The sequence below is a fragment of the Sulfuricystis multivorans genome, assembly GCF_003966565.1.
Lineage (GTDB): Bacteria > Pseudomonadota > Gammaproteobacteria > Burkholderiales > Rhodocyclaceae > Sulfuricystis > Sulfuricystis multivorans.
Genome location: NZ_AP018718.1, coordinates 2,188,144 through 2,209,874, shown reverse-complemented (window position 1 = coordinate 2,209,874; position 21,731 = coordinate 2,188,144). Strand labels below are relative to the sequence as shown.

28 protein-coding genes are annotated in these 21,731 nt (G+C 63.2%); 20 read left to right on the top strand and 8 right to left on the bottom strand.

What is annotated here, in order from left to right:
• Positions 1-54: 54 nt before the first annotated feature.
• The 4 genes from EL335_RS11070 to hisD are packed head-to-tail and all read left to right on the top strand — an operon-like array spanning position 55 to position 3,577.
• The gene (locus EL335_RS11070) at positions 55-261 is read left to right on the top strand and encodes a BolA family protein (protein WP_284155345.1); all 207 of its coding nucleotides are present in this window, start codon (positions 55-57) and stop codon (positions 259-261) included.
• The gene (murA, locus tag EL335_RS11060; protein WP_284155344.1) at positions 254-1,636 is read left to right on the top strand and encodes a UDP-N-acetylglucosamine 1-carboxyvinyltransferase; all 1,383 of its coding nucleotides are present in this window, start codon (positions 254-256) and stop codon (positions 1,634-1,636) included. Before EL335_RS11070 ends, murA begins: the two co-directional genes overlap by 8 nt.
• Before the next feature lie 4 nt (positions 1,637-1,640).
• The gene (gene hisG / locus EL335_RS11055; RefSeq protein ID WP_126446893.1) at positions 1,641-2,276 is read left to right on the top strand and encodes an ATP phosphoribosyltransferase; all 636 of its coding nucleotides are present in this window, start codon (positions 1,641-1,643) and stop codon (positions 2,274-2,276) included.
• Complete coding sequence (gene hisD, locus EL335_RS11050; protein WP_126446891.1) at positions 2,273-3,577, top strand: histidinol dehydrogenase; 1,305 nt, start codon at positions 2,273-2,275, stop codon at positions 3,575-3,577. Before hisG ends, hisD begins: the two co-directional genes overlap by 4 nt.
• Here hisD and hisC read toward each other — a convergent pair.
• Positions 3,567-4,631, bottom strand: a complete 1,065-nt coding sequence (hisC, locus tag EL335_RS11045; RefSeq protein WP_126446889.1) for a histidinol-phosphate transaminase — start codon at positions 4,629-4,631, stop codon at positions 3,567-3,569. The two genes, hisD and hisC, sit on opposite strands and share 11 nt — an antisense overlap.
• Positions 4,632-4,706: 75 nt before the next feature.
• On the opposite strand from hisC, the gene hisB reads away from it, so the two are divergent.
• Genes hisB through tatC form a run of 10 tightly spaced genes read left to right on the top strand, consistent with a single transcriptional unit; the run spans position 4,707 to position 10,161 of the window.
• Positions 4,707-5,294, top strand: coding sequence for an imidazoleglycerol-phosphate dehydratase HisB (gene hisB / locus EL335_RS11040; RefSeq protein WP_126446887.1), 588 nt, complete (start codon positions 4,707-4,709; stop codon positions 5,292-5,294).
• 22 nt (positions 5,295-5,316) lie between these two features.
• Positions 5,317-5,958, top strand: a complete 642-nt coding sequence (gene hisH, locus EL335_RS11035) for an imidazole glycerol phosphate synthase subunit HisH (RefSeq protein WP_126446885.1) — start codon at positions 5,317-5,319, stop codon at positions 5,956-5,958.
• A 19-nt stretch (positions 5,959-5,977) separates the two neighbouring features.
• Positions 5,978-6,721: a 1-(5-phosphoribosyl)-5-[(5-phosphoribosylamino)methylideneamino]imidazole-4-carboxamide isomerase gene (hisA, locus tag EL335_RS11030; protein WP_126446883.1), complete on the top strand. Its 744-nt coding sequence runs from the start codon at positions 5,978-5,980 to the stop codon at positions 6,719-6,721.
• Positions 6,722-6,760: 39 nt separating this feature from the next.
• Positions 6,761-7,519 carry an imidazole glycerol phosphate synthase subunit HisF gene (gene hisF, locus EL335_RS11025; RefSeq protein WP_126446881.1) on the top strand — a complete coding sequence of 253 codons (759 nt, stop codon included), beginning with the start codon at positions 6,761-6,763 and terminating at the stop codon, positions 7,517-7,519.
• Positions 7,520-7,566: 47 nt separating this feature from the next.
• Positions 7,567-7,953, top strand: coding sequence for a phosphoribosyl-AMP cyclohydrolase (gene hisI, locus EL335_RS11020; protein WP_126446880.1), 387 nt, complete (start codon positions 7,567-7,569; stop codon positions 7,951-7,953).
• Complete coding sequence (locus tag EL335_RS11015; RefSeq protein WP_126446878.1) at positions 7,950-8,273, top strand: phosphoribosyl-ATP diphosphatase; 324 nt, start codon at positions 7,950-7,952, stop codon at positions 8,271-8,273. The genes hisI and EL335_RS11015 overlap by 4 nt, the downstream gene beginning before the upstream one ends.
• 1 nt (position 8,274) lies before the next feature.
• On the top strand, positions 8,275-8,628 hold the full coding sequence (locus tag EL335_RS11010) for a histidine triad nucleotide-binding protein (protein ID WP_126446877.1): 354 nt from the start codon (positions 8,275-8,277) through the stop codon (positions 8,626-8,628).
• Between the two features lie 16 nt (positions 8,629-8,644).
• Positions 8,645-8,863, top strand: a complete 219-nt coding sequence (gene tatA, locus EL335_RS11005) for a Sec-independent protein translocase subunit TatA (RefSeq protein WP_126446875.1) — start codon at positions 8,645-8,647, stop codon at positions 8,861-8,863.
• 57 nt (positions 8,864-8,920) lie between these two features.
• Entirely contained in the window at positions 8,921-9,328 is a 408-nt protein-coding gene (gene tatB, locus EL335_RS11000; protein WP_126446873.1) for a Sec-independent protein translocase protein TatB, read from the top strand.
• Entirely contained in the window at positions 9,328-10,161 is an 834-nt protein-coding gene (gene tatC, locus EL335_RS10995; protein ID WP_126446871.1) for a twin-arginine translocase subunit TatC, read from the top strand. The genes tatB and tatC overlap by 1 nt, the downstream gene beginning before the upstream one ends.
• On the opposite strand, the gene EL335_RS10990 is transcribed toward tatC, so the two are convergent.
• Positions 10,162-11,313, bottom strand: a complete 1,152-nt coding sequence (locus EL335_RS10990) for a Do family serine endopeptidase (protein ID WP_126447852.1) — start codon at positions 11,311-11,313, stop codon at positions 10,162-10,164.
• A 19-nt stretch (positions 11,314-11,332) separates the two neighbouring features.
• Here EL335_RS10990 and EL335_RS10985 point away from each other — a divergent pair, with 19 nt between their 5' ends.
• The gene (locus EL335_RS10985) at positions 11,333-12,079 is read left to right on the top strand and encodes a Nif3-like dinuclear metal center hexameric protein (RefSeq protein ID WP_126447854.1); all 747 of its coding nucleotides are present in this window, start codon (positions 11,333-11,335) and stop codon (positions 12,077-12,079) included.
• On the opposite strand, the gene EL335_RS10980 is transcribed toward EL335_RS10985, so the two are convergent.
• The 6 genes from EL335_RS10980 to paaK (EL335_RS10955) all read right to left on the bottom strand — a co-directional run bounded on the left by EL335_RS10980 (position 12,076) and on the right by paaK (EL335_RS10955) (position 16,763).
• Positions 12,076-13,053, bottom strand: coding sequence for a type IV pilus assembly protein FimV (locus EL335_RS10980; protein ID WP_148103023.1), 978 nt, complete (start codon positions 13,051-13,053; stop codon positions 12,076-12,078). The two genes, EL335_RS10985 and EL335_RS10980, sit on opposite strands and share 4 nt — an antisense overlap.
• A gap of 215 nt (positions 13,054-13,268) precedes the next feature.
• The gene (locus EL335_RS10975; protein ID WP_126446867.1) at positions 13,269-13,493 is read right to left on the bottom strand and encodes a hypothetical protein; all 225 of its coding nucleotides are present in this window, start codon (positions 13,491-13,493) and stop codon (positions 13,269-13,271) included.
• Positions 13,490-14,776 carry a phenylacetate--CoA ligase PaaK gene (gene paaK / locus EL335_RS10970; RefSeq protein ID WP_126446865.1) on the bottom strand — a complete coding sequence of 429 codons (1,287 nt, stop codon included), beginning with the start codon at positions 14,774-14,776 and terminating at the stop codon, positions 13,490-13,492. Before paaK (EL335_RS10970) ends, EL335_RS10975 begins: the two co-directional genes overlap by 4 nt.
• Positions 14,773-15,183, bottom strand: coding sequence for a PIN domain-containing protein (locus EL335_RS10965; protein ID WP_126446863.1), 411 nt, complete (start codon positions 15,181-15,183; stop codon positions 14,773-14,775). Before EL335_RS10965 ends, paaK (EL335_RS10970) begins: the two co-directional genes overlap by 4 nt.
• On the bottom strand, positions 15,180-15,404 hold the full coding sequence (locus tag EL335_RS10960; RefSeq protein ID WP_126446861.1) for an AbrB/MazE/SpoVT family DNA-binding domain-containing protein: 225 nt from the start codon (positions 15,402-15,404) through the stop codon (positions 15,180-15,182). Before EL335_RS10960 ends, EL335_RS10965 begins: the two co-directional genes overlap by 4 nt.
• A 63-nt stretch (positions 15,405-15,467) precedes the next feature.
• Entirely contained in the window at positions 15,468-16,763 is a 1,296-nt protein-coding gene (gene paaK, locus EL335_RS10955) for a phenylacetate--CoA ligase PaaK (protein WP_126446859.1), read from the bottom strand.
• 187 nt (positions 16,764-16,950) lie between these two features.
• On the opposite strand from paaK (EL335_RS10955), the gene sucC reads away from it, so the two are divergent.
• Genes sucC through EL335_RS10930 form a run of 5 tightly spaced genes read left to right on the top strand, consistent with a single transcriptional unit; the run spans position 16,951 to position 21,703 of the window.
• Complete coding sequence (sucC, locus tag EL335_RS10950) at positions 16,951-18,111, top strand: ADP-forming succinate--CoA ligase subunit beta (protein ID WP_126446857.1); 1,161 nt, start codon at positions 16,951-16,953, stop codon at positions 18,109-18,111.
• Positions 18,112-18,122: 11 nt separating this feature from the next.
• Positions 18,123-19,016: a succinate--CoA ligase subunit alpha gene (gene sucD / locus EL335_RS10945; RefSeq protein WP_126446855.1), complete on the top strand. Its 894-nt coding sequence runs from the start codon at positions 18,123-18,125 to the stop codon at positions 19,014-19,016.
• A gap of 25 nt (positions 19,017-19,041) precedes the next feature.
• Entirely contained in the window at positions 19,042-19,998 is a 957-nt protein-coding gene (locus tag EL335_RS10940) for an ornithine cyclodeaminase family protein (protein WP_126446853.1), read from the top strand.
• Positions 19,999-20,048: 50 nt separating this feature from the next.
• Positions 20,049-20,843 carry a Stp1/IreP family PP2C-type Ser/Thr phosphatase gene (locus EL335_RS10935; protein ID WP_284155343.1) on the top strand — a complete coding sequence of 265 codons (795 nt, stop codon included), beginning with the start codon at positions 20,049-20,051 and terminating at the stop codon, positions 20,841-20,843.
• Between the two features lie 59 nt (positions 20,844-20,902).
• Positions 20,903-21,703 (top strand): FHA domain-containing protein, encoded by an 801-nt coding sequence (locus tag EL335_RS10930; RefSeq protein WP_126446851.1) that lies wholly within the window; start codon positions 20,903-20,905, stop codon positions 21,701-21,703.
• The last annotated feature ends 28 nt before the right edge of the window (positions 21,704-21,731 follow it).

Below are 21,731 nucleotides of genomic sequence, written 5' to 3'. Positions count from 1 at the left end.
TGCTTCGAACCCATGTTGTTACCCGAACAAATCGAAAGCTGGATTCGCGCTGGCTTGGAATGCGAACGAGTTTCCGTCGCCGGTGATGGTCGGCATTTCGAAGCCGTGATCGTCAGCCCGGTGTTTGCCGGTTTGAGCCGCGTTCAACGTCAACAGCGCGTCAATGCAGTGCTGCGCGAGCATTTCGAGACGGAAGCCCTGCATGCGCTGTCGATGCGCTGCCTGACGCCGGAAGAGTTCGCCGTGGCCTTTCGTGGATAAGCTGCTGATCGAGGGGGGCGTTCCCCTCCAAGGCGAGATCGCCATTTCCGGCGCGAAGAACGCCGCCCTGCCGATCTTGTGCGCGGCGCTGCTCACGCGCGAGCCGGTCACGCTGACCAACGTGCCGGAGCTCAACGACGTCGCCACGATGCTGAAGCTCCTGGCACAGATGGGCGTCAAGGTCACAGTGGAAAAAGTCGGCGCTGCCGGAAATGAAGACGCCCCGCCGGGCGCCGACTCGCCTCGAACAGTCGGCGCTGCCGGAAATGAAGACGTCCCGCCGGGCGCCGACTCGCCTCGAACAGTCGGCGCTGCCGGGACGGCACCCCTCACGGTGACCCTCGATGCCTCGGGTCTCGACAACCCGGTCGCGCCTTACGAGCTGGTCAAGACGATGCGCGCTTCGGTGCTGGTGCTCGGACCGCTTCTCGCGCGCTGCGGCGAGGCACGCGTCTCTTTGCCCGGCGGCTGCGCGATCGGGGCACGGCCGGTCGATCAGCACCTCAAAGGGCTGGCGGCGATGGGGGCCGAGATTGGCGTCGAGCAGGGCTATGTCCACGCTAGGGCCACCCGACTCAAAGGCGCGCGGTTATTTACCGACATGGTCACGGTGACCGGCACCGAAAACCTGATGATGGCCGCCTGCCTCGCCGAGGGCGAAACGGTGATCGAGAATGCCGCGCGCGAACCCGAGGTGGTCGATCTGGCGAATTGCCTGATCGCGATGGGGGCGCGCATCTCCGGCGCCGGCACCGATGTGATCCGCATCCAGGGCGTCGAGCGGCTACATGGCGTGGATTACCGCATCATGCCGGACCGGATCGAGACCGGGACCTATCTGTGTGCCACGGCGGCCACCGGCGGCTGGGTGCGCCTGACCGGCGCTTTCGCGAGCGCTCTCGATGCCGTGATCGACAAACTGATGGATGCCGGCTGCGAGATCGTGCTGGAACGCGATGCGATCCGTCTCGCCGCCCCGCGCCGGCTCAAGGCGGTGAGCATTCGCACCGCCCCCTATCCCGGTTTTCCGACCGACATGCAGGCACAATTCATGGCGCTCGACGCCATTGCGGAGGGCACTGCGGTGATCCGCGAGACGATCTTCGAGAACCGTTTCATGCACGCGGTCGAACTGATTCGCCTCGGCGCAGACATCCGCATCGATGGCAACACCGCCTTCGTCCAAGGGGTGCCGCGGCTTGCCGGCGCGACCGTGATGGCGACCGACCTGCGCGCCTCGGCGAGCCTCGTCATCGCGGGGCTCGCCGCCGAAGGCGAGACGTTGATCGAGCGCATCTACCATCTCGATCGCGGTTATGAGCGCATGGAAGAAAAACTCGCCGCATTAGGCGGCCGGGTGCGGCGGGTAAAATGAGCCGATGATCACCATCGCTTTGTCCAAAGGCCGCATCTTCGAGGAAACGCTGCCGCTGTTGGCGGCTGCCGGCATCGTGCCGGAAGAAAATCCCGAACACTCGCGCAAGCTCATCATCGCCACCTCCCGTGCCGATGTGCGTGTCGTCATCGTCCGCGCCTCCGACGTGCCGACCTATGTGCAATATGGTGCGGCCGATCTCGGTATCGCTGGCAAGGACGTGCTGCTCGAGCATGGCGGCGCAGGACTTTATCAGCCGCTGGATCTCAAGATCGCCAAATGCCGCATGTGCGTGGCCGCGCCGGCAGGCTTCGATTATGCCTCCGCGGTGCGGCGTGGCGCGCGTCTTACGGTGGCGACCAAATACCTCACCACCGCGCGCGAGCATTTCGCCGCGAAGGGCGTGCATGTCGATCTGATCAAGCTCTATGGCTCGATGGAGCTCGCCCCGCTCGCGGGCCTGGCCGATGCGATCGTCGACCTCGTCTCTTCCGGCGGCACGCTGAAGGCGAACAATCTCGTCGAGGTCGAGGAAATCATGCCGATTTCCTCGCGCCTGATCGTCAATCAGGCCAGCCTGAAAATGAAGCGCGGCCTCATCACCCCCCTCATCGACGCCTTCGAGAGGGCCATCCCATGAGCCAGATCATTCGCCGTCTCTCCAGTCGTGATCCCGATTTTCTGTCGACGCTCGATGCGCTGCTCGCCTTCGACGACTCCACCGATGAAGCGATCGAGCGTACCGTCGCCGAAGTGCTCGCCAATGTGCGCACCGTTGGCGATGCGGCAGTGCTCGACTACACGCGCCGTTTCGACCGTCTCGCAGCGAACACCATGGCCGAGCTCGAACTGCCTCTCGGCGAACTCGCCGCCGCCTTCGATGCGCTGCCGGCCGATCAGCGCGAGGCGCTCGGCCAGGCCGCCAGCCGCATCCGCAGCTATCACGAGCGGCAGAAGATCGATTCCTGGGAATACACCGAAGCCGACGGCACGCGGCTCGGCCAGCAGGTGACGCCGCTCGACCGTGTCGGCCTCTATGTGCCCGGCGGCAAGGCGGCATATCCCAGCTCCGTGCTGATGAATGCGATCCCCGCCAAGGTCGCCGGCGTCAAAGAACTCATCATGGTGGTGCCTACCCCCGGCGGCCAGAAAAATCCGCTCGTGCTCGCCGCTGCATATCTGGCAGGCGTGGATCGCGTGTTTACGATCGGCGGCGCACAAGCCGTCGCGGCGCTGGCCTATGGCACACAGACGGTTCCGCAGGTCGACAAGATCGTCGGGCCGGGCAATGCCTATGTCGCCAGCGCCAAGCGCCGGGTCTTCGGCACGGTGGGCATCGACATGGTCGCCGGCCCATCCGAGGTGCTGGTGATCTCGGATGGCTCGGGCGATCCGGAGTGGACGGCCATCGATCTCTTTGCCCAGGCCGAGCACGACGAGCTGGCGCAGTCGATCCTGCTCTGCCCGGATGTCGGCTACCTCGACCGGGTGGCTACGGCGATCGAGCGGCTGTTGCCGACGATGCCGCGGAAGGAGACGATCGCCGCATCGCTGAAAGGGCGCGGTGCGCTGATCGTGGTGAGCGATCTCGACGAAGCCTGCGTCATCGCCAACCGCATCGCCCCTGAGCATCTGGAGCTTGCCGTCGAAAACCCGCGTGCGTTGTTGCCGAAGCTCCGTCACGCCGGCGCGATCTTCATGGGCCATTACGCCTCGGAGTCGCTCGGCGACTACTGCGCCGGCCCCAACCACGTGCTGCCGACCTCGCGCAGCGCGCGTTTCTCCTCGCCGCTGGGCGTCTACGACTTCCAGAAGCGTTCCAGCATCATCGAGGTGTCGCCAGCCGGCGCACAGACGCTGGGCCCGATCGCGGCGACACTCGCGCATGGCGAAGGCCTGACGGCTCATGCCCGCGCCGCCGAGCTGCGTCTTAGGCGCTGACGATTTCCTTGAGCGCCGCGATCAGCGTCGCGCATTGTTCGTCGGTGCCGACCGTGATGCGCAGAAACTGCTCGATGCGCGGCTGGCGGAAGTGGCGCACGATGATGCCGCGCTCGCGAAGCCGATGTGCCAGCCGTTGTGCGTCGTGACGCGGGTGGCGGGCGAAGACGAAATTCGCCGCAGAGGGCAACACCTCGAAGCCAAGCGTTTCCAGTTCGGCGCAGAGGAATGCGCGGCTGCGCATCACCGCCTGGCGGGTCTGGTCGAACCATTCGCGATCTTCGATCGCGGCGGTGGCCCCAGCGATTGCCAGCCGGTCGAGCGGATAGGAATTGAAACTGTTCTTGACGCGGTTCAAGGCTTCGATCAGTTCGGGCTGGCCGATCGCGAAACCGACGCGCAAGCCAGCGAGCGACCGGGACTTGGAGAGCGTCTGCACCACCAGCAGGTTGGCGTGATGCTTGATGAGCGGGACCGCCGACTCACCGCCGAAATCGATATAGGCTTCATCGATCACCACGACCGAATCCGGATTCGCCTCGAGGAGCGCGGCGATCTCGCTGCGTGGCAGGAGGCGGCCGGTCGGCGCGTTCGGGTTCGGAAAGATGATGCCGCCGTTCGGTCGTGCATAGTCGGCGATGCGCAGCGCGAAATGCTCATCGAGCGGCACCGTGCGATAGTCGATGCCATACAGCCCACAATAGACCGGATAGAAGCTGTAGGTGATGTCGGGAAACAGGATCGGGCGGTCTTTTTTGAGCAGAGCCAGGAAGGCGTGCGCCAGCACCTCGTCCGAGCCATTGCCGACGAACACCTGCTCGATCCGGATGTCAGCGAAGAATTCGGCGATCGCCTCGCGCAGTCGCACGCTTTCGGGGTCAGGGTAGAGCCTCAGCGAATCATTGAGCTCGGCAGCCATCGCGGCCAGCGCCCGGGGGCTCGGGCCGTAGGGATTTTCGTTGGTGTTGAGCTTGACGAGGTTGACAAGCTTGGGCTGTTCGCCCGGCACGTACGGTTGCAGGGCGGAAACGATCGGGCTCCAGAATCGGCTCATGATGGGATGGAAAGCGTTGGAACATGCGGCGCAATGGTATTATGCCTTGCCCCCGATCCGATTGCCGACACTGCCATGCGCTCTGCCGAAATCTCCCGCAACACGCTGGAAACCCGCGTCCGCGTCCAGCTCGATCTGGATGGAAGCGGGCGATCGACGCTTACGACCGGCGTCGGCTTTTTCGACCACATGCTCGACCAGATCGCCCGTCATGGGTTGATCGATCTGACGGTCGAGGCGCAGGGTGATTTGCACATCGATGCTCATCACACCGTCGAGGATGTCGGTATCACGCTCGGTCAGGCGCTCGCCCAGGCGCTCGGCGACAAGAAGGGCCTCATGCGTTACGGCCATGCCTATGTGCCGCTCGATGAGGCGCTCGCACGCGTCGTCGTCGATCTTTCCGGCCGGCCGGGGCTCGTGTTCAATGTCGATTTCACGCGCGAGCGCATCGGCGAGTTCGATGTCGATCTGGTGCGCGAATTCTTCCAGGCGCTCGTCAATCATGCCGGCATCACGGTGCATATCGATGGTCTGCGCGGCGTGAATGCGCACCATCAGGCCGAAGCGGTCTTCAAGGCCTTCGCGCGCGCCTTGCGCATGGCCATCGCGCTCGATCCGCGTGCCGGCCAAGCCGTGCCTTCGACCAAGGGAAGTCTCTAAGTCCGTTTCTGCCATCCCGCCGATGAAAACCGTCGCAATCGTCGATTACGGCATGGGTAACCTGCGTTCGGTGGCGAAGGCCGTCGAGCACGTAGCACCAAAGGCTCGTGTGCTCGTCAGCGCCGATCCGAAACTGGTGGCCGCAGCCGGCCGCATCATCGTGCCTGGCCAGGGCGCGATGCCCGATTGCATGCGCGAGCTTGCGGCGCGCGGGCTCGACGTCGCCGTCAAGGAAGCCGCCGCTGTCGGCAAGCCCTTCCTCGGCATCTGCATCGGCCTGCAGATGTTGTTCGAACACAGCGAGGAAGGGGATGTCGCCGGTCTGGGAATTTTCCCTGGCCAGGTGCGCCGTTTCCCGGAAGCGGCGCTCTTCGATGCGGCGGGCGCGCGCCTGAAGGTGCCGCACATGGGCTGGAACGAGGTGCAGCAGATGGCGCCGCATCCGCTCTGGGGTGGCATTGCCGACGGCACGCGCTTTTATTTCGTGCACAGTTACTATGTCGAGCCGGCAATCCCCGAATTGATCATTGGGGCGACGCATTACGGCATCACATTTACCAGCGCCTGCGCGCGCGCTAACATTTTTGCCGTGCAGTTCCACCCGGAAAAAAGTGCGACTGCCGGCTTGAAGCTGCTCGAAAATTTCATGTCCTGGAATCCCTGATTTTCCAACGAGTTCCATCATGTTGCTGATACCCGCGATCGATCTGAAGGACGGACACTGCGTGCGCCTCAAACAAGGCGTCATGGAGGATGCCACGGTGTTTTCCGAAGATCCGGCGGCGATGGCGCGCCACTGGATCGAGCAAGGCGCGCGTCGACTCCACCTCGTCGATCTCAATGGCGCGTTTGCCGGCAAGCCGAAAAACGAATCGGCGATCAAGGCGATCCTGAAGGAAGTCGGCGACGAGATTCCGGTGCAGTTGGGCGGTGGCATCCGCGATCTCGACACCATCGAGCGCTGTCTCGACGACGGCATCCGCTACATCATCATCGGCACCGCGGCGGTGAAGAATCCCGGCTTCCTGCACGACGCCTGCGTGGCCTTTCCCGGCCACATCATCGTCGGTCTGGATGCCAAGGACGGCAAGGTGGCCGTCGATGGCTGGTCGAAGATGACCGGTCACGACGTGATCGATCTGGCGCGCAAATTCGAGGACTATGGCGTCGAAGCGGTGATTTACACCGACATCGGTCGCGATGGCATGCTCACCGGGCCGAACATCGACGCCACCGTCAAACTTGCCCGGGCATTGAGGATTCCGGTGATCGCCAGCGGCGGCATTTCCAGCCTCGATGACATCGAAGCGCTGTGCGCGGTGGCCGAGGAGGGCATCATGGGCGCGATCACCGGCCGCGCGATCTACGAAGGCAAGCTCGATTTCCGCGCGGCGCAGGCCGAAGCGGACAAGTGTGCCGCGCAATGAACCACCGCTGATTGCCGTCTTTCCAGCGCCGACCCTTCCATGCTCGCCAAACGCATCATTCCCTGCCTCGACGTCAATGCCGGTCGAGTCGTCAAAGGCGTCAATTTCATCAGTTTGCGCGACGCCGGCGATCCGGTCGAGATCGCACGCCGTTATGATGAGCAGGGAGCGGACGAGATCACCTTCCTCGACATTACCGCGAGTTCCGATCAGCGCGACATCATCCTCCATATCGTCGAAGCCGTAGCCTCCCAGGTGTTCATTCCGCTCACCGTCGGTGGCGGGGTGCGCAAGGTCGAGGACGTGCGGCGGCTGTTGAATGCCGGCGCCGACAAGGTGAGTATCAACACCGCCGCAGTGAAGACCCCCCAGCTCGTCGCCGATGCCGCCGCAAAGGTTGGCAGCCAGTGCATCGTCGTCGCCATCGACGCCAAAGAGACCGCGCCGGGCAAGTGGGAGGTGTTCACGCATGGCGGGCGCAACAACACGCATCTGGACGCGATCGAATGGGCCAGGCAGGTGGCGGCCCTGGGTGCGGGCGAGATTCTGCTCACCAGCATGGACCGCGACGGCACGAAGAACGGTTTCGATCTGGAATTGACCCGCGCAGTGGCCGATGCGGTGCCGGTCCCGATCATCGCCAGCGGCGGCGTCGGCAACCTGCAACATCTGGCCGACGGCGTGACCATCGGCCGGGCCGATGCCGTGCTCGCCGCCAGCATCTTCCACTACGGCGAATACACGGTACGGCAGGCCAAGGAATTCATGCGCGCCCAAGGAATAGAGGTGCGGCTGTAGGCCGTAATATGGAGATGCGGCTGTAGGCCGCACAGCGAGGTGAGACGGTGACCTGCAAGTGGTTGAATGAAATCGAGTGGGACGATCAGGGCCTCGTGCCGGTGATCGCTCAGGACGCCGAAAGCGGCGAGGTGCTGATGTTTGCCTGGATGAACCGCGAGGCGCTGGAAAAGACCGCCGCGACGGGTGAGGCCATCTATTGGTCGCGCTCGCGCCGCAAGCTCTGGCACAAGGGTGAGGAATCCGGCCACTTCCAGAGAGTGGTCGAGATTCGCACCGATTGCGACAACGACGTGGTGCTCTTGAAAGTCGAGCAGATGGGCGGCATTGCTTGCCACACCGGGCGCAAGAGCTGCTTCTTCCAACGGCTCGAAGAGGGCTGCTGGACGCCGGTCGAGCCGGTGCTGAAAGACCCCAAGGAGATTTACCAGTGATCGATCTCGAAGTCATCCATCGCGTGCAGCAAACCCTGGAAGCGCGCAAAAACGCGGCACCCGATGGTTCCTACGTCGCCAGCCTCTATGCCAAGGGCACTGACGCGATCTGTAAGAAAGTCGCCGAAGAAGCCGCCGAAACCATCATGGCGGCCAAGGACGGTGACCGGCTGCACCTGGTGCGCGAGGCTTGTGACCTGTGGTTCCACAGCCTGGTGCTTCTGACTCACTTCGGCCTCTCGGTCGATGACGTGATGGCCGAATTCCGCCGCCGCGAGGGCATTTCCGGGATCGACGAGAAAGCTAGCCGGGAGAAATGAAATGAGCAACGACTGCATCTTCTGTAAGATCGTGCGGGGCGAAATTCCCTGCAAGAAAGTCTATGAGGACGAAGACATCCTTGCCTTCCACGACATCCACCCACAGGCGCCGGTGCATTTCATGGTGATCCCGAAACGACACATCGCCTCGCTCGCCGAGGCCACGATGGACGATGCGCCGCTTTTGGGCAAGCTGTTCGCCAAGCTCGGAGACCTGGCGAGAAGCCAGGGGTTGACGGATGGCTTCCGCACCCTCGTGAACACCGGCAGGATTGGTCGGCAGGAGGTGTATCATCTCCACGTCCATGTCGTCGGGGGCCCCGAACCTCTGGGCCCGATGCTGCCGCGCAAATGAATCGAAGGAGAGAATCATGGGAACCTGGAGTATTTGGCACTGGTTGATCGTTCTGGTCATCGTGATGCTGGTTTTCGGCACCAAGAAACTGCGCAACATCGGCCAGGATCTGGGCGGTGCGGTCAAGGGCTTCAAGGAAGGCATGAAAGAAGGCACCTCTGAAGCGCCGAAACCGATCGAGCAGGCCGGCACCACGATCGAGGGCGAGGCGCACAAGGAACAGAGCAAGTCCTAACGGCGCCACGCCTGCCGTCTCGCCAGCGCCGATTTTCGGCTTTTCCAAACCGACGCCGTGTTCGATATCGGTTTTTCCGAGCTGATGGTGATCGCCCTGGTGGGGCTGATCGTCATCGGGCCGGAGCGTCTGCCCCGTGTGGCCCGCACCGTCGGCCATCTGCTGGGCCGCCTGCAGCGCTATGTCAGCGATGTGAAAAACGACATCAGCCGTGAGATGCAGATCGAAGACCTGAAGCGGCTGCAGGCCCAGGTGGCGGAGCAGGCGCGTTCACTCGAACGGCAGGTCAATGAGCAGCTGAAAACGGTCGAAACCGAGCTCAATCAGTCGATCCTCGATTCGGCCGCCAAGAACGCGGTCGATGCCTCGGTCGAGGCCGCGAAACCCTTCACACCGCCCTTGCCCGCCGAATCGTCCGTCCCGACGACAGCGAGCGATACGCCGAGAACGCCCCCGGCCGCCTGATGGAAGACAGCCAGGAAACCTTCATCTCTCACCTGGTCGAACTGCGCGACCGGCTGATCCGCGCGCTGATCGCGGTGGGTATCGTCTTTCTCGCCCTCGTCAATTGGGCGCGTGACATCTACACGCTGCTGGCCGCGCCGATGCTCGCCGCACTGCCGGAAGGTGGCCACATGATCGCTACCGACGTCGCCGGTGCCTTCTTCGTGCCGATGAAGGTGACCCTGATGGTCGCCTTCCTGATCGCACTGCCCTATGTGCTCTACCAGGCCTGGGCCTTCGTCGCGCCAGGGCTCTACCAACACGAGAAGAAGCTTGCGCTGCCGTTGCTGCTCGCCAGCGTCGTGCTGTTTTTCATCGGCATGAGCTTCGCCTATTTCATCGTTTTTCCGACCGTGTTCGGCTTCATCAACAAGTTCGCGCCGGAAGGCGTCGCGGTGATGACCGACATCGACAAGTATCTGTCGTTCGTGCTGACGACTTTCCTCGCTTTCGGCGTGACCTTCGAGGTGCCGGTGGTGGTCATCGTGCTGGTGCGCGTCGGGTTGGTGAGCATCGACAAACTGAAGGAGATCCGGCCGTATGTGATCGTCGGCTGCTTCGTCGTCGGCGCGATCTTCACCCCGCCGGACGTGCTCTCGCAGTTCATGCTCGCCGTGCCGATGTGGCTGCTCTATGAGCTTGGTATCGTCTTCGCGCGTATCATCGGCAAGCCGGAGAACGAGGAGAAACCGGCTGAGGGCCAGGCTTTGCGGCCCCTCGACGAGGCGGCGATGGATGCCGAGCTCGACAAGGCGGAGGCGGAATCCGCCGCTAATCGGAGCAGACCGGATTGATCATTGTCGCGGCGGTTGGGGGCGCTTGCCGATCGCGATTTCCACCTCGATCGGCTTGCCCTCGCGCAGCAGGCCGAATTTCGCCTTTTCTCCCGGTGGCAGGGCGGCAATCAGCTCCAGCATCACCTGCGCATCCTTGACCGGCTTGCCGGCAACCGAGAGCAAGATGTCGCCGGGGCGTACGCCTGCCTTGTCGGCCGGGCCATTGCGCATCACGCCGGCGATCAGCGCACCTTCCTCACCCTTCACGCCAAAAGATTCGGCCAGTTCCGGAGTCATGTCCTGCACTTCGACGCCGATCCAGCCGCGCGTCACCGTCCCGGTCTTGACGATCTGTTCCATGACGTTTTTCGCCAGCGAGACCGGAATCGCGAAACCGATACCCATCGAGCCGCCGCTTTGCGAGAAGATCGCGGTATTGATGCCCACCAGCCGGCCATTGCTATCGACCAGCGCGCCGCCCGAGTTGCCGGGGTTGATCGCCGCATCGGTCTGGATGAAATCCTCGAAGGTGTTGATGCCCAGATGCGTGCGGCCGAGCGCCGAAACGATGCCGTGGGTGACGGTCTGACCGACACCGAACGGGTTGCCGATCGCCAGCACCACGTCGCCGACGTGCAGCGTATTCGGCGGGGCGAAGGTGATCGGCGTCAGCGGTTTGTCGCTGGAGATCTTCAGCACCGCGAGATCCGATTCCGGATCGGCGCCGACCAGCCGCGCTTCGAATTTGCGGCCATCCAGTAGCGCAACCTCGATTGCATCGGCGGATTCGACGACATGGTTGTTGGTCAGCACGAAGCCGTCTGCCGATACGACGACGCCACTGCCCAGCCCCGACTGGCGCTGCGGCTCGCCGCCGAAGCGGTCGCCGAAGAAGCGGCGAAACAGCGGATCGTCGGAAAACGGCGGCTGGCGAACCTCCTGGCTGGTAAAAATATGCACGACCGTAGGCAACGCAGCACGTGCTGCCTCGGCAAAGCTGGTGGTCACGCGCTTCGCATCCTCTTCCCTCGCTTGCTGGATCGCGACCACCTGCGGTCGGCCGATACCGGGCCGAAAGCTTAGCCATTCCGGCTTCAGGGTTTGCACGACGAACAGCGCCGCGACGCTGATCGTCACGGTCTGGGCGAAAATGAGCCACAATCGTTTGATGAACATGGAGGTGATCGCTATGCGACGCGAGGAATTGACGGATTATCTGAATGGCATGCTGGCGGTGGAGCGCTTTCGCGATTATTGCCCAAACGGCTTGCAAGTGGAAGGACGTGAGGAGATCCGGCGCGTCGTCTGCGGCGTCACCGCGAACCTGGCGCTGATCGAGGCGGCGATCGAACGCGGCGCCGATGCGCTGCTCGTGCATCACGGCTGGTTCTGGAAGGGCGAGGACGGCCGCATCACCGGCTTTCGCAAAGAGCGCCTAAAGCGCCTGCTCGCGCACGACATCAATCTGATTGCCTATCACCTGCCGCTCGATGCCCATCCCGAGGTCGGCAACAACGCCCAGCTCGCCTTGCGCTTCGGTTGGACGATCGACGGGCATTTCGGCGCGCAGGAGCTGGGCTGTCGTGCCGTGCTGCCAGCGCCGAGTTTCGCCGCGGACCTCGCCGCGCAAGTGGCGCGTGCGCTGGGGCGTGCGCCGCTCATGATCGGTGAGGCGGCGCAAGAGGTGCGCACCGTCGCCTGGTGCAGTGGCGGTGCCCAGGATTGGTTCGAAGCGGCCATTGCCGCCGGTGCCGATCTTTTTCTGTCAGGCGAGATTTCCGAACACAGCGTGCATCTGGCGCGCGAAAGTGGTGTTGCTTACCTCGCGGCCGGCCATCATGCGACGGAGCGTTATGGCGTGATGGCGTTGGGCCGTCATCTGGCCGAGCGTTTCGGCCTCGAGTGCGAGTTCGTCGAGATCGACAATCCGGTCTAGCCGAAATAAGCCGCGCGCATCACGGCGATCAACATCAATAGCTCTTCGGCGACCGGCTGCGGAAAGCCCGAGCGTGCGCCGCCCCGGTTGTCGGCGAGCAGATTCTGCATATAGACGAGGCAGTCGGCTGTGCCCCACAGCTCGGTGAGCCGCTTGGCGATGTGCGGGAAATTTTCCAGCGTCTGCTGAATGCCCTGCGGATGCCAGTCCTCGGGACGGACGTTGAAATGCAGGCGCAATTCCTCCGCCGAGCGCTCGAATTCCGCCTGCTGGCCATTCCTGCGATAGATTTCGAGCAGCTTCAGCCAGTGCCGCAGCGCCTGTTTCGGTTCGTTGCGGATCTGCTCGGTCAGCGTCTGCACCGCGCCATGGCCCAGGCCCATCGAAAGCATGACCTCGGCGAGCTCGATGGCCTGATCCGTTTCTTCGGCGGGCGTTGCCTCGATCGAGGACGGCACGGGCTCGACCGACGTCGGCACCGGCTGGACCAGGGTCGGTGCAGGTGCTGCTGGCGCGGATGGCGTCGGAGTCGGAGTGCTTGCCGCGCGCTGGGCCGGGGATTCCTGAGGGATGGCAGGCGGCGGGGCGGGTGGCATGCCCCTCTTTGCCACTGCTGATGCTGCAGCTGGCTCGGCAATCTTTGCCTTTGCCATCGTCGGCGCTGACTTCGCGGCCTGCTTCCTGCCCAACCAGAATGCCAGCAGCGCAAGCAGGGCGGCACCGGAAAGTGTCGGCATCCAACCGCCGAGAGGCCCGGGCACTTCTACTTCCTTGACGACGGTTTTCTCGACCACGACAGGTGGAGGTGCCGGCGCAGGTTTCGGCATTGCGCCGAGATCGGGCAAATGCCGGACCATGCGCTCGATGTCGGCGAGCAGGGCGTCGATGTGCGTCAGACCCGTCAGAATGCCCTGGACGACCTGGGTGTCCTCCTTGATCCAGCGCTGGAACGCCTCATCGGAGATGGTGCGCACGGCGTCCGCCGGTGCTGACGGGGCGGCAGGCGGTTGGGCGAAAACCCAGCACGGCCAGACGAAGAGAAAGCCGGCGAGAATTTTCTTACGCAGGTGGCGCGCAGGTCGGCTCAAGATTGCGGTCGCTCGCGGAAATTGCGGATGACGCGATTGTGCCCATCCGCAACCATGGCGAAAGCATGATTACAGGGACATTGTGCCGTCAAACGGCGGTTTTACGCGCCTTCGCGTTCGGCAAGCCGCCGCAACACCAGCGGAAAGGCACCGGTGAGCACACAGGCGATCGCCGAAACGATCAATCCCCAGCCGGCCATCTCGTCGGCGAGCAGAGGATGGACATCTTCGAGCCAGCCGGCGAAGACGGCAATGCCAGCCAGGGCGCACAGGACGCCGAGGAGGGTGAAGAAAACGAAAGTCCAGGGCCAGTGATGTGGGTTCATCCCTTCCTCAGATCGACGATGCGCTTCGCCTTTCCTTCGGAACGGGCTACAGCGCCGACGTCGAGGACCTCGATCTTCGTGTTGATGCCGATCATCGCCTTGATGCGGTGGCGCAATTCGCCCGCCACGGTTTCACGCTGGAAAGCGTCGTCGGCCAGCTCCGGCTTCGGCTCGACGCGCACGGTGAGGTCGTCGAGATGCCCTTGCCGCGAGACCACGAGCTGATAATGCGGCGCAAGCCCCGGCGTCTTGAGGATCAATTCCTCGATCTGGCTGGGGAAGACATTCACGCCGCGGATGATCAGCATGTCATCTGAGCGGCCGGTGATCTTGCCGATGCGGCGGAAGCTCCTGGCCGTCGGCGGCATCAGGCGCGTCAGATCCCGCGTGCGGTAACGCACCACCGGCAGCGCTTCCTTGGTGAGCGAAGTGAAGACCAGCTCGCCAGGCTCGCCGTCGGGCAGCACCCGGCCAGTTTCCGGGTCGATGATCTCCGGGTAGAAGTGGTCTTCCCAGATCGTCGGCCCGTCGCGCGATTCGATGCATTCGGCAGCGACGCCCGGGCCGATCAGTTCGGACAGGCCATACAGGTCCATCGCGACGATGCCAAGGCGCGACTCCAGCTCCTTGCGCATTTCTTCGCCCCACGGCTCGGCGCCGAAGATGCCGCGCTGCAAGGACGATGCGCGCGGATCGAGGCCCTGACGCTCGAATTCATCGACGATGTTGAGCACGTAGGACGGCGTGCCGACGATCATCGTCGCGCCGAAGTCGCGGATCAATTGCACCTGCCGTTCGGTCTGCCCGCCCGAGATGGGCACGACGGTGCAGCCGAGCCGTTCGGCGCCGTAATGCACTCCCAGACCGCCGGTGAACAGCCCATAGCCGTGGGTGATGTGGATGATGTCGCGCTTCGTGCCGCCGGCCGCTCGAATCGAGCGCGCCATGATGTCGGCCCAGGTGTCGATGTCCTTCTGGGTATAGGCGACGACGGTGGGCTTGCCGGTGGTGCCGGAAGAGGCGTGCAGACGAACGATGTTCTCCAGCGGCTCGGCGAACATGCCGAAAGGATAGGTCTGGCGCAGGTCTTCCTTGGTCGTGAAAGGAAATTTCTCTAGATCGTCGAGCGTTTTCAGATCGTCCGGATGCACGCCGGCGGCATCGAACTTCGCCTTGTAGTGGGGTACGCGCCCATAGACCCGTCTCACGGTGGCCTGTAAGCGCTCGAGCTGCAAAGCCGCGATCTCGTCGCGGCTGGCGCGGGTGATGTCCTGTGGCATCATGGACAGGTTTTGTAAGGTAATTTCAGTTGCGGCAGGGAAAGGGCGGCAAATTCAGGATCCTTATGCACGAGGGTTGCCCCCTTGAGTTCGGCAGCCGCAGCGATCCAGGCATCGGCGAGCGAAAGCTTCCGTGTGGCTTTGAAGCGTGCCGACGCTTCGAGCAGCTCGGGTGTTTCGTGCAACCACTCGATGGGCAGTGCAAGGCACTGGGCATGCGCCAGACGGCCAGCAGCCTCGCCTTCGTCTTTCCAGACGCGATAGAACACTTCCATCAGCGTGATGAAACAGCCCATGCAACGGGCCTTGCCGGCGCCGGCCTGGGTAAGCAGATCGGCGACCACGTCAGCGCCTGCTTCGTCGTCGCGCAGGGTGAGCAAGGCGGAAGTATCGAACAGCCAGCGTTTCATTCGTGCTGACTATCGGCGCGACGCTCCGCGAGCAGGCGGGCCGTCGCTCCCCCTTTGCCTTGCCCGCGGAAAGCGGCGATCGGATCGGCGCGCACCGGGCACACGCGCAAGCAATCGCCCTCGATGATCCACTCCAGCCTATCGGCGGGGGAGAGGTTGAAATGCTTGCGGATCCTCGCCGGCACGACCGTTTGGCCGCGTTGTGTCAGTGTGCTACGCATGAAGTAACATGTGAATTACCCTGATGCCAAAAGTGTAATTCATATCGGAGGGTTCGGCAAGCATCATTTCGGCCGCGTGTCGATGACGCGTTTGGCCTTGCCAATCGAGCGCTCGATCGCGCCCACCGCCTTGATCTCGACCTTGGTCGAGATGCCGACGTAGGACTTGATGTGGTGCTGCAGGTCGTGGGCGATGAATTCCTTCTCGGGCGCGGTCAGCGTGGCGAATTCGGGCTTGATCTCGACATTCACCGTCAGGGCGTCGAGATGGCCTTCGCGGCTCACTTCGAGTTGGTAATGCGGCGAGAGCTTGGGCTGCTTGAGGATCAGCTCTTCGATCTGGCTGGGGAAGACATTGACGCCGCGGATGATCAGCATGTCGTCCGAGCGGCCGGTGATCTTGGCGATGCGCCGGAAGCTCCTGGCCGTCGGCGGCAACAGACGGGTGAGATCGCGCGTGCGGTAGCGGATGATCGGCAGCGCTTCCTTGGTCAGCGAGGTAAACACCAGCTCGCCCTGCTCGCCGTCGGGCAACACTTCGCCGGTATTCGGGTCGATGATCTCGGGGTAGAAGTGATCTTCCCAGATCACCGGGCCGTCCTTGCTTTCGATGCATTCCTGCGCCACGCCCGGCCCCATCACTTCGGAGAGTCCGTAGATGTCGATCGCGTCGATCGCGAAGCGGCGTTCGATCTCCTCGCGCATCTGTTGCGTCCACGGCTCCGCGCCGTGGATGCCGATCTTCAGCGCACAGTCCGCCGGATCGAGGCCCTGTCGCTCGAACTCATCGGCGATCGCCAGCATGTAGGAGGGTGTGACCATGATGATCTTCGGCTTGAAATCCTGGATCAGCTGAACCTGCCGCTCGGTCTGCCCCCCGCCGAACGGGATCACCGTGCAGCCCAGCTTTTCAGCGCCGTAGTGCGCGCCCAAGCCGCCGGTAAACAGCCCGTAGCCGTAGGAGATGTGCACCTTGTCGCCGGGTCGGCCGCCGGCGGCATGAATAGAGCGAGCCATCAGATGCGCCCAGGTATCGATGTCCTTCTGCGTGTAGCCGACGACGGTTGGCTTACCGGTCGTGCCTGACGAGGCATGGATGCGCACGACCTTGCTTTCGGGCACCGCGAACATGCCGAAGGGATAGGTGGCGCGCAAATCCTGCTTGGTGGTGAAGGGGAATTTCGCCAGATCGGGAAGTTCGCGGAAATCATCGGGATGCACACCCGCGGCGTCGAACTTGGCGCGGATGTGGGCCACGTTGTCGTAGGCGTGGTGTAGTGTCCAGCGCAGCCGCTCGGTCTGCAAGGCGAAGATCTCGTCGCGGCTGGCGGTTTCGATGGCATCGAATGCTTTCATCATCTTTCTCCCTGTGTGCCCGCCCGCTTTGGGCGGCAAACTATGAAACTTTATCATGGCAGGCGGCGCTAGAATTTTCGGAATCCAGGCGGGGGCCGGCTTCTCGATAAGAAAATTCAAGTGATGAATCAAATGCTATTATTTGTGCTTTGCAGCACGCGCCATCTCAACTCTCCGAGGATGATTTTTCATGAAAATCCACGAATATCAGGGCAAGGAAATCCTGCGCAAGTTCGGGGTCGCCACCCCGCGCGGTTTTCCATGTTTTTCGGTCGATGAGGCCGTCCGCGCGGCCGAAGCACTGGGCGGCAATCTCTGGGTGGTCAAAGCCCAGATCCACGCCGGCGGTCGCGGCAAGGGCGGCGGCGTCAAGCTTGCCAAATCCATCGACGAGGTGCGGCGACATGCGGCGAGCATCCTCGGCATGCGTCTGATCACCCACCAGACCGGCCCGGAAGGCCGCATCGTCAAGCGCCTCCTGGTCGAGGAAGGCTCGGACATCAGGCAGGAATACTACGTCGCCTGTCTCACCGACCGCGCGACGCAAAAGGTCGCGCTAATGGCCTCCAGCGAGGGTGGTATGGACATCGAGGAAGTCGCGGCCAAGACGCCGGAGAAGATCATCAAGGTGTTCATCGACCCGCTCGATGGCATTTCCGACGCGCAGGCCGGGCGGCTCGCCGCTGGCATCGGCGTGCCGGACGTTTCGCTTGCGCAGGCCATCGACACCTTCAAGAAGCTCTACACTTGCTACATGGAGACCGATGCCTCGCTGGCCGAGATCAACCCGCTGATCCTGGCGGGCGACGGCAGCATCAAGGCGCTCGACGCCAAATTCAACTTCGACGACAACGCGCTGTTCCGTCACCCCGAGATCGTCGCCTACCGCGATCTCGACGAAGAGGACCCGGACGAGATCGAGGCCTCGAAATACGATCTTGCCTACATCAGTCTCGACGGCAACATCGGCTGCCTCGTCAATGGCGCCGGGCTGGCGATGGCGACGATGGATACCATCAAGCTCTTCGGCGCCGAGCCCGCCAACTTCCTCGATGTCGGCGGTGGCGCCACGGTCGAGAAGGTCACCGCGGCGTTCAAGATCATGCTGAAGAACCCGAAGGTCAAAGGCATTCTGGTCAATATCTTCGGCGGCATCATGCGCTGCGACACGATCGCCACCGGCATCGTCACGGCGGCGAAGGAGGTGCATCTTTCCGTGCCGCTGGTGGTGCGCATGAAGGGCACCAACGAAGAGATCGGCAAGCAGATCCTCGCCGACTCGGGGCTACCGATCATCGCCGCCGACACGATGGCGGATGCCGCGACGAAGATCGTCGCCGCCGTGAAATAAAGGAATCATCCATGTCGATCCTCATCAACAAGGACACCAAGGTCATCACCCAGGGTATCACCGGCAAGACCGGCCAGTTCCACACCGAAAAGTGCATCGAGTACGCGAACGGGCGCAATTGCTTCGTCGCCGGCGTCAATCCGAAAAAGGCCGGCGAGAAGATCTTCGACATCCCGATCTTCGCCACGGTGAAAGAAGCGAAACAGGCCACCGGCGCGACGGTCTCGGTGATTTATGTGCCGCCGGCCGCTGCGGCCGACGCGATCTGGGAAGCGGTCGAAGCCGATCTCGATCTGGTGATTTGCATCACCGAAGGCATCCCGGTACGCGACATGCTGATCGTCCGCAACAAGATGAAGCGCAAAGTCGCCCAAGGCGGCAAGGAGACGCTGCTGCTCGGCCCCAACTGCCCCGGGCTGATCACGCCGGACGAGCTCAAGATCGGCATCATGCCCGGCCACATCCATCGCAAAGGGCGCGTCGGCATCGTCTCGCGTTCCGGCACGTTGACCTACGAAGCCGTCGCCCAGGTCACCGAGCTGGGGTTGGGCCAGTCCTCGGCGGTCGGCATCGGCGGTGACCCGATCAACGGCCTCAAGCACATCGACGTGATGAAGATGTTCAACGACGATCCCGAAACCGACGCGGTGATCATGATCGGTGAGATCGGTGGCCCGGACGAGGCCGAGGCGGCGCGCTGGTGCAAGGACAACATGAAAAAGCCGGTCGTCGGCTTCATCGCTGGCGTCACCGCCCCGCCCGGCAAGCGCATGGGGCATGCTGGTGCCTTGATTTCCGGCGGCGCCGATACGGCCGAGGCGAAGCTCGCGATCATGGAAGAGTGCGGCTTCAAGATCACGCGCGATCCATCGGTGATGGGCAAGCTGCTCAAATCATTGCTGTAAATCGGCGCAGACGGGACGGCACGTCATGGCCCTGTATTTGACCGAAGCCGACGTGCGCCAGCTCTTGACGATGGAGCTGGCGCTGGAGGCGGTCGAAGCCGCCCATCGCGCCCATGCGCTCGGCCGCGCGATCGACCTCCCGCGCCAACGCACGCGCGTGCCGACCGCCTCGCTGCACATCCTGCAGGGCGCGCTGCTCGACGAAAGCGTGATGGGCTACAAGGCCTACACGGCGAGCAAGGCCGGCGCGCGCTTCCTCGTGCATCTGTTCGATGCCGCCGACGGTCGGCTGCTGGCGGTGATCGAGGCCGACTTCCTCGGCATGATGCGCACCGGCGCGGCCGGCGGCATTGCGGCGAAGCATCTGGCGCGGCCAGATGCTGCCGTCGTCGGCATGATCGGCGCCGGATGGCAAGCGCAGGGACAGCTCGCCGCGCTGTGCCAGGTGCGACCGGTCCGGCAGGTCAAGCTGTTTTCCCGTAACGCGGAAAGATGCCGTCTCGCCAGCGCCGAGTTTGCGCAGCGCTTCCGTCTCGACGTCGTGCCGATGGACAGCGCGGAGGCGGCGGTGCGTGGCAGCGACATCGTCGTCACCATCACCACTTCGGCAACACCAGTCGTGCAGGGCGACTGGCTTTCGCCCGGTACGCACCTCAATGCCGCCGGTTCCAACGCCTTGATCCGCCGCGAACTCGACGAAAAAGCGGTGGGTCGCGCGACCCTGGTCTGTGTCGATAGCAAGGCGACCGCCCTGGCCGAGGCGGGCGACCTGCTGCCGGCGCTCGAAAAGGGACGCCTCTTCGCCGGTCAGTTGATCGAGCTGGGCGAGATCGTCGCGGGCATCCGGCCCGGCCGCGCCGATTCCCAGGCCATCACTCTGTTCGAATCACAAGGCATGGCGATCCAGGATCTCGCCGTGGCGCGGCGCCTGTTCGAACTCGCGCGCACGCAAGGACTGGGCACGCAGTTGCCCTTGACATAATTGAGAAAGGGTTGCAAGAATGCAACCCATCCTATTGTTTGGTCGTGCAGATGCAGCCAGATTTCTCTTCGGCCATCGAGATGGTCGCCTTGAGCGATCCCGGGCGTATGCGGCGCAACAACGAAGACGCGGTCTTCGCCGATGCGCGGCTGGGCCTGGCCGTGCTGGCCGATGGCATGGGTGGCCACAATGCCGGCGAGGTGGCGAGCAACATGGCGGTCACGGCGATCGGCAGCGAGTTGGCGCATGCTTTCGAGACGCTCCCACCCGAGCATCTGACTGCCGAGGGGACATCACATGCTTGCGAAGTGCTCGACGATTTGATCCGGCGTACCAACGCCGCGATCCATCTGGCGGCGCAACAGAACCGTCGCTATGCCGGGATGGGGGCGACGCTGGTCGTGGTGCAGTTTTACGACAACCGGCTCGCCGTCGCCCATGTAGGCGACTCGCGGCTCTACCGCTGGCGTGCCGGTGAATTGGCGCGCCTCACCCGCGACCATTCCCTCTTGCAGGAACAGATTGACAGGGGCATGATTTCGCCTGAACAGGCGCGGCATGCACCGAACCGTAATCTCGTGACGCGCGCGCTGGGCGTCGAGGCGGAGGTCGCGGTGGAGCTGGCCGAGCATGCCGTCCTGCCTGACGATGTGTATTTGCTGTGTTCCGATGGCTTGTATGACATGGTGGATGACGAAGAAATCGCGAGGGCGCTGAACGAATTCTCGGCAAATCTGCAACTTTGCAGCGCGCAACTGATCCAGATTGCGAATCGACGCGGTGGGCGCGACAATATCTCAGTTATCCTTGCAAGAATCAAACGGCCTTTCCCGGCATCTGCCTGAATGAAGAAGCGCAAACCATAGGTAGCCGCTCACGATCCACGTCCAGAAGGAAGCTCAAGATGGCTAAGCTCATACTCAGCATGGACAACCTGGTGCTCAAGGAGATTCCGATCGACAAGGAGCGGGTCACCATCGGCCGCAAACCGCAGAATGACATCCAGATCGACAATCTGGCGATCTCGGGCAATCATGCCGTGATCGTGACGATCCTCAATGATGCCTTTCTCGAGGATCTGAACAGCACCAACGGCACCTTCGTCAATGGCCGGCAGATCCACAAGCACTTCCTGCAGGATGGCGATGTGATCGAACTCGGCAAGTATCGGCTCAAGTATGTCAAGGAAGCCAACCCGTACGCCGCCGTGCAGGAAGATTTCGAAAAGACCATGGTGCTGCGGCCCGAAATGTTGCGCAAGGCGGTGCAGCCCGCCATGCCAGACCAGCCTGCCGCACCGGTCTTTTCATCCTCGTTCGTGCCGCCAAGTCCTGCTCCGCCTCCGACAGCGACGCCGACTGCGCCGGCGCTGGCCGCATCACCCCAGCGCGAACCCGTTGCGATGCAGGCAGAACCAGCGGCTGCCCAGGCGGCACCGCTACCGCTCGGCGCGATCCAGGTGCTCACCGGCAGCAACGCCGGCAAAACGCTCGATCTGGTCAAGTCACTGACCACGCTGGGCAAACCCGGGGTGCAGGTGGCGGTGATCGCGCGCCGGCCACACGGCTACTTTCTGACCCATGTCGAAGGCCCCCGCCACCCGCAGGTCAATGGCACACCCATCAGCGTCCAGGCTCACCCACTCCACGATCACGACATCATCGAGCTGGCCGGCGTGAAAATGGAGTTCTTCCTCAAGGATTGATGTCGCGCCGACGCAGCGTCTGAACCCG

What these genes read in the sequence shown, in the direction of transcription:
- hisG (WP_126446893.1), top strand. Translation starts at nt 1,641, where the DNA reads ATGATCACCATCGCTTTGTCCAAAGGCCGCATCTTCGAGGAAACGCTG.
- hisD (WP_126446891.1), top strand. Translation starts at nt 2,273, where the DNA reads ATGAGCCAGATCATTCGCCGTCTCTCCAGTCGTGATCCCGATTTTCTG.
- hisC (WP_126446889.1), bottom strand. Translation starts at nt 4,631, where the DNA reads ATGAGCCGATTCTGGAGCCCGATCGTTTCCGCCCTGCAACCGTACGTG.
- hisB (WP_126446887.1), top strand. Translation starts at nt 4,707, where the DNA reads ATGCGCTCTGCCGAAATCTCCCGCAACACGCTGGAAACCCGCGTCCGC.
- hisH (WP_126446885.1), top strand. Translation starts at nt 5,317, where the DNA reads ATGAAAACCGTCGCAATCGTCGATTACGGCATGGGTAACCTGCGTTCG.
- hisA (WP_126446883.1), top strand. Translation starts at nt 5,978, where the DNA reads ATGTTGCTGATACCCGCGATCGATCTGAAGGACGGACACTGCGTGCGC.
- hisF (WP_126446881.1), top strand. Translation starts at nt 6,761, where the DNA reads ATGCTCGCCAAACGCATCATTCCCTGCCTCGACGTCAATGCCGGTCGA.
- EL335_RS11010 (WP_126446877.1), top strand. Translation starts at nt 8,275, where the DNA reads ATGAGCAACGACTGCATCTTCTGTAAGATCGTGCGGGGCGAAATTCCC.
- tatA (WP_126446875.1), top strand. Translation starts at nt 8,645, where the DNA reads ATGGGAACCTGGAGTATTTGGCACTGGTTGATCGTTCTGGTCATCGTG.
- tatC (WP_126446871.1), top strand. Translation starts at nt 9,328, where the DNA reads ATGGAAGACAGCCAGGAAACCTTCATCTCTCACCTGGTCGAACTGCGC.
- EL335_RS10985 (WP_126447854.1), top strand. Translation starts at nt 11,333, where the DNA reads ATGCGACGCGAGGAATTGACGGATTATCTGAATGGCATGCTGGCGGTG.
- EL335_RS10975 (WP_126446867.1), bottom strand. Translation starts at nt 13,493, where the DNA reads ATGAACCCACATCACTGGCCCTGGACTTTCGTTTTCTTCACCCTCCTC.
- paaK (WP_126446865.1), bottom strand. Translation starts at nt 14,776, where the DNA reads ATGATGCCACAGGACATCACCCGCGCCAGCCGCGACGAGATCGCGGCT.
- EL335_RS10965 (WP_126446863.1), bottom strand. Translation starts at nt 15,183, where the DNA reads ATGAAACGCTGGCTGTTCGATACTTCCGCCTTGCTCACCCTGCGCGAC.
- EL335_RS10960 (WP_126446861.1), bottom strand. Translation starts at nt 15,404, where the DNA reads ATGCGTAGCACACTGACACAACGCGGCCAAACGGTCGTGCCGGCGAGG.
- paaK (WP_126446859.1), bottom strand. Translation starts at nt 16,763, where the DNA reads ATGATGAAAGCATTCGATGCCATCGAAACCGCCAGCCGCGACGAGATC.
- sucC (WP_126446857.1), top strand. Translation starts at nt 16,951, where the DNA reads ATGAAAATCCACGAATATCAGGGCAAGGAAATCCTGCGCAAGTTCGGG.
- sucD (WP_126446855.1), top strand. Translation starts at nt 18,123, where the DNA reads ATGTCGATCCTCATCAACAAGGACACCAAGGTCATCACCCAGGGTATC.
- EL335_RS10940 (WP_126446853.1), top strand. Translation starts at nt 19,042, where the DNA reads ATGGCCCTGTATTTGACCGAAGCCGACGTGCGCCAGCTCTTGACGATG.
- EL335_RS10935 (WP_284155343.1), top strand. Translation starts at nt 20,049, where the DNA reads ATGCAGCCAGATTTCTCTTCGGCCATCGAGATGGTCGCCTTGAGCGAT.
- EL335_RS10930 (WP_126446851.1), top strand. Translation starts at nt 20,903, where the DNA reads ATGGCTAAGCTCATACTCAGCATGGACAACCTGGTGCTCAAGGAGATT.